This window comes from Pseudomonas sp. PNPG3, from assembly GCF_023093815.1.
In the GTDB taxonomy this organism is placed as follows: domain Bacteria; phylum Pseudomonadota; class Gammaproteobacteria; order Pseudomonadales; family Pseudomonadaceae; genus Aquipseudomonas; species Aquipseudomonas asiatica.
Genome location: NZ_JALLKV010000109.1, coordinates 1 through 4904, shown reverse-complemented (window position 1 = coordinate 4904; position 4904 = coordinate 1). Strand labels below are relative to the sequence as shown.

The window sequence follows — 4904 nt, the reverse complement described above, 5'->3', positions numbered from 1 at the left end:
CCTGGCTCGGTGAACGAGCGAGTGGGTGCCGCCAAGACCGAGCTGGCTGAGCAGATCAGCGAGGTCAACAACGCGCTGGCCAGCACAAAGGGCAACCTGGAGCAGCAGATCACCGCTGTCGGCCAGAGCGTTTCGGAAGCTCAGGCTGAATTGCAGGAGCAGATTGACCAGATTGCTGACCTGGCCGATTCGATGCCGTACAAGCCCGACCAGGCCTACACCGCTGCTCAAGGCGTACTGGGCGAGGACGGCAAACTGTATCAGGCCAAAGGCAACGTGCCGGCCGGCAACCCGCCGCCCAATGCCACCTACTGGACCGACGTTGGCCAGGCGGTGCAGACAGCGAACGGGCTGGCTGCGCGCGTATCGGATGTGGAAACCGACGTATCGACGCTGGATGGCAAGACTACGGCCCAGGCGACGCAGATCGGCGGACTGCAATCCAGCCTGACTACCACCAACCAGAACGTGGCCACCGCGCAGCAGGCTGCTGATGCGGCAAACACACTGGCGGGCGGGAAGGGCAAGGTCATTGTGCAGTCGGCTGCGCCGGCCGCGGCCGATCGCTTGGCGCAGAACCTCTGGATCGACACCACGGGTAACGCGAACACCCCGAAACGCTGGAGCGGCAGTGCCTGGGTGGCTGTGACGGACAAGGCGGCCACGGACGCAGCTGCCGCCGCCCAGTCGGCGCTATCACAGGTCGCCTTGAAGGCCGATGCGGCGGTGGTCAACAACCTGTCGACCCGCGTCAGCGATGCCGAGGGCAAACTGACGTCCCAGGCTTCACGCATGGATGGCATGCAGACCAGTATCGACGGTAAGGCCAGCTCTCAGGCATTGCAGCAGGTCAGCAGCCGGGTGACGGCTACGGAGCAGAAGGACGCTACCCAGGACCAGCAGTTGACTTCGCAAAGCCAGGCGCTGACCTCACTGACCGATAGCGTGAGCAAGAAGGCCGAAGCCTCAACCGTCCAGAATCTGAGCAATACCGTTTCTCAGCAGGGCCAGGACCTGACGGCCCACGGCCAATCGCTAACCCGGATCGATGCGGCGCTGCCGCTGCTGAGCGGGGAGAACCTGCTGGCCAACAGCTCGTTCGAAGATTTAATCGCAGATGGCAGCAGACCAAAGCACTGGGCTATCTCCGCCGGTGCCGCCCGCTCCCTGGTGCCGTCGCCGCTGACCAGCAGCACCAGCGCCTTGCGGCTGTCCGGCACCGTCGCGGCCGGAGGATACATCGAGGTGATTTCCGGCCTGGATGATGGTCGGCCACGGGTCAAAGTCACTGGTGGAGCGAACTACACCCTCAGCGTCTACGCCCGGGGAGCAGGCGCTCCTGGCCGGCTACGCATGTACATCCAGTTCCTGGATGCTGCCGGCGTAGTGTTGTCCGCCCCGTGGACCGCTGATGGGTTCATCCTGACAGAGTCGTACGCTCGGTACACGCTGACTGGCATGGCACCTGCCGCCGCCACCCAGGCCAGGATCTACGTGGGGCGATTGTTCAATACCGGAACGGCAGCGGTCTCGCTCTGGATGGAAATAGACAACGCCCAGCTGCAAGAGGGCACAGTTGCCACGGCCTATCAGCCGTCGGTGTTGGCTGCCAACGAGGTCAGTGCCGAAGCCACCAGCGCGCTGTCTGCTCGCGTCGACAAGAACGAGCAGGGGATTGCGTCGACCAGTGCGCAAGTCACTCAGCTGAGCGGTCAGTTGGACACTACCAACCAGAACGTGACCAATGCCCAGCAGGCGGCGCAAGCCGCTTCTGACGCCGCTGGCGCTAAGGGTAAGGTGATCTACCAGTCCACCGTGCCAGCGGTTGCTGACCGCCTGGCGCAAAACCTGTGGATCGACACGACCAATAACGCCAACACGCCGAAGCGTTGGAGCGGCAGCGCCTGGGTAGCCGTTACGGACAAGGCCGCTACCGATGCCGCTGCCGCTGCCCAGGACGCGCTGAGCAAAGTCGCCACCAAGGCTGAGGCGGCGACGGTTCAGGCGCTGAGCAATACGGTGGATCAGCACGGCACGGCGATCACCGCCAACGGCCAGGCCGTCACCAATATCAACGCATCGCTGAGCCAGGTTGGCGGCGAGAACCTGTTCTACAACCCATCGTTCGAGCGCGTGGGTTCAACCGCAGGCCTGGCTGATGGATGGATAACCGGGACGCCGTCCGGCGTGACTCGCATACCCTCGATCGTCGCGTCGACGCTCGACCCGAACGGCAAGGCGCAGCGCTACGACGTCACCGGTATCGACAACAGCGCGCGCTACCTCGATACCTACCATTCGCCGAAGTTTCCATCGGTGAGTGCCGGCCAGGCGGTGAGCGTTTCCATCTATGTGAAGGTGACTGCTGGTTGCCTGATCCGCTGGTACCTCCAACCGAGAAACGCCGCGGGGACGACCATTGCAACCCAAACCCATGAGAGCATCGTGGCCACAGGGGACTGGCAACGGCTGGTGCTTGAGGGCAGAGAGATGCCTGCGGGGGCCGTCGCATGCCCCGTTATTTTTCGTGTCTTCGGCGCATCGTCGACGCCGCAGAGTGCGGTTGTTGAGATTGATCGCGCGCAGTTTGAGATCGGGAAAGTTGCCACGGGGTGGCGTGACAACGGCCAGTTGGATGCCGCCGACATTACCGCCAACGCCGCAGCAACCACGGCTCTGACCGGCCGGGTTGCGACTACGGAGGCGGGCCTGACCAGCGCATCCAGCCAGCTTACCCAGCTGGATAACTCCATCGGCGATGCTGGCGGCGAAAACCTCCTTTACAACCCAACGTTCAACCAGGTCAATACAGGCGATACGACGCTGCCTGATGGCTGGGTGCGTGAAGGGGCCGCGCAGAACAATTCCAGCATGGTTGAGTCCTGGCTGAACGCAGGGGAGCGCGCGTTCAGATCGGCAGTCACCGGCGTTACCAACGGATCGCCATATCTGTCGCTGATTCCTGCCGTGTCGAAGCGCGTCAAGGTTGGTGGCTCGCAGATCATCACGTCCTCGATTTATGCCCGGCGTGCTGCGACCTCCGGACCGCTTTCGATCCGTCTGTATATCCAATGCCTGAACGCGGCAGGCACTGTCATTTCCTCCGTGTCGACGGGCCTGCAGGCGATCAGCGTTGAGGGTAGTCGCTTTACCCTAACCGCGACGACACCGGCCGAGGCAGTCGCGGTCGCGCTGTATTACCGCGTCCATGGGGCCACCTCGAGCGCCGCCAACGGTACGTTTGAGTTGGCCCGGCCTCAGGTCGAGTACGCTTCCCGCGCCTCCGGCTGGCGGGACAGTGGTCTGGTAAACGCCGCAAACAATGCCGCCACCTCGACCGCAGTCGAGAACCTGACCTCAACGGTGAGCCAGCAAGGCAGCAACCTGAGCAGTGTGGCCGGTAGGACCACAAGCCTGGAGAACGGCCTCACCACCACCAACCAGAACGTTACAACGGCCCAGCAGGCCGCCCAGGCGGCGGCTACGGCGGCGGGCGCCAAAGGGGAGGTGATCTACGGTTCTACAGCTCCGGCGACTGACAAGCGCCTGGCGCAGAACCTTTGGATCGACACCACAGGCAACGCGAACACCCCCAAGCGCTGGAACGGCTCGGCCTGGGTCACCGTTACCGACAAGGTGGCCACCGATGCAGCCGCAGCGGCTGCCAACGCCCTCAGCCAGGTTGCAACGAAGGCCGAGGCCTCTGCGCTGCAGGCACTCGCAAACCGGGTAACCGCAGCCGAGGGGGTAAACACCAGCCAGTCCACCAGCATCACCGATCTGAACAACAGCGTCGGTGCAATCCAGGGCGCGCTTGGATCTTCCGGCCTCGACCCTGCGCCTGGCGCGCTGTGGCAGTTCGACACCACCACTGAAGGGTGGGTGGTCTCTAGTGCAACACTGGCGCAAGGAGCGGGGTTCATAAAGATCACCGCCACGGGCGCTGATCCGCAGCTTATGAGTAGTGCCGCAGCAACTCTGTCCATCGCTGGCAGCCTCTATAGTCGCGTGCGTGCGCGCATTACCCGTCGGGCCGGAGCCACTACGGACTGGGATGGCCAGCTGTTCTACTCAACCGCCGGCCACGGGTTCGCTGGCACCTACCGCGCAGTGGCTGCCAATCCGAACCTGTCCGTTGGTCAATCTGCGGTTGTGGAATGGGACATGGCCAACCTAACGGCCGGCGGCACAGACTGGGTGGACAACACTATCACCCGGCTGCGCCTCGACCTGGGTAACAGCAGTGGCGGGGTATTTGATGTCGACTGGATTGCAGTTGGGCGTGTCGCACCGTCTGCCTCCAGCAGGGCGGTAGAGTCATTGTCGTCAACGGTTGCCCAGCAGGGCGACAAAATCACGGCAGAGGCTTTGCGCACTGATGGCCTGTACACGTCGGTAGCCAACGCCAATGCGGCGATTCAGAACGAGGCGGCGGCGCGGACGAGCGCTGACTCGGCGCTCAGCCAGCAGATCCAGACCACGCAGTCGTCCTTGGGCGATACCAACGCTTCGGTGCAGCAGCTGAGCACGGCTCATGCGGCTCTGGATCAGCGCGCCAATGCGACTTACACGGTGAAGCTCCAAGCCACGGCAAGCGGGCAGTACGTGGCTGCCGGGTTCGGGCTTGGCCTGGTCAACAATGGCGGGATGTTCCAATCGACCTTCGCCGTAATGGTCGACCGGTTCGCGGTCTTGAACCCGGCAGGGAACGGATTCGTCAGCCCGTTCGCGATCCAGAATAACCAGGTGTTCATGAATGATGCGTTCATTCGTGACGCGAGCATCACGAACGCCAAGATCGCAGATGCTGCCATCACGAATGCAAAGATCGGAGTCGCCGAAATCGACACGCTGCGCATTCGTGGCAATGCAGTGACGGTGCCTGTGTCGGTCACCAACAACAC

Annotated in this window: 1 protein-coding gene; it reads left to right on the top strand. The window is 63.1% G+C overall.

The features are described 5' to 3' along the window. The coding region (locus MJ643_RS30125) for a DUF1983 domain-containing protein (RefSeq protein ID WP_247727257.1) at positions 1-4904 on the top strand (4904 nt) is incomplete at both ends.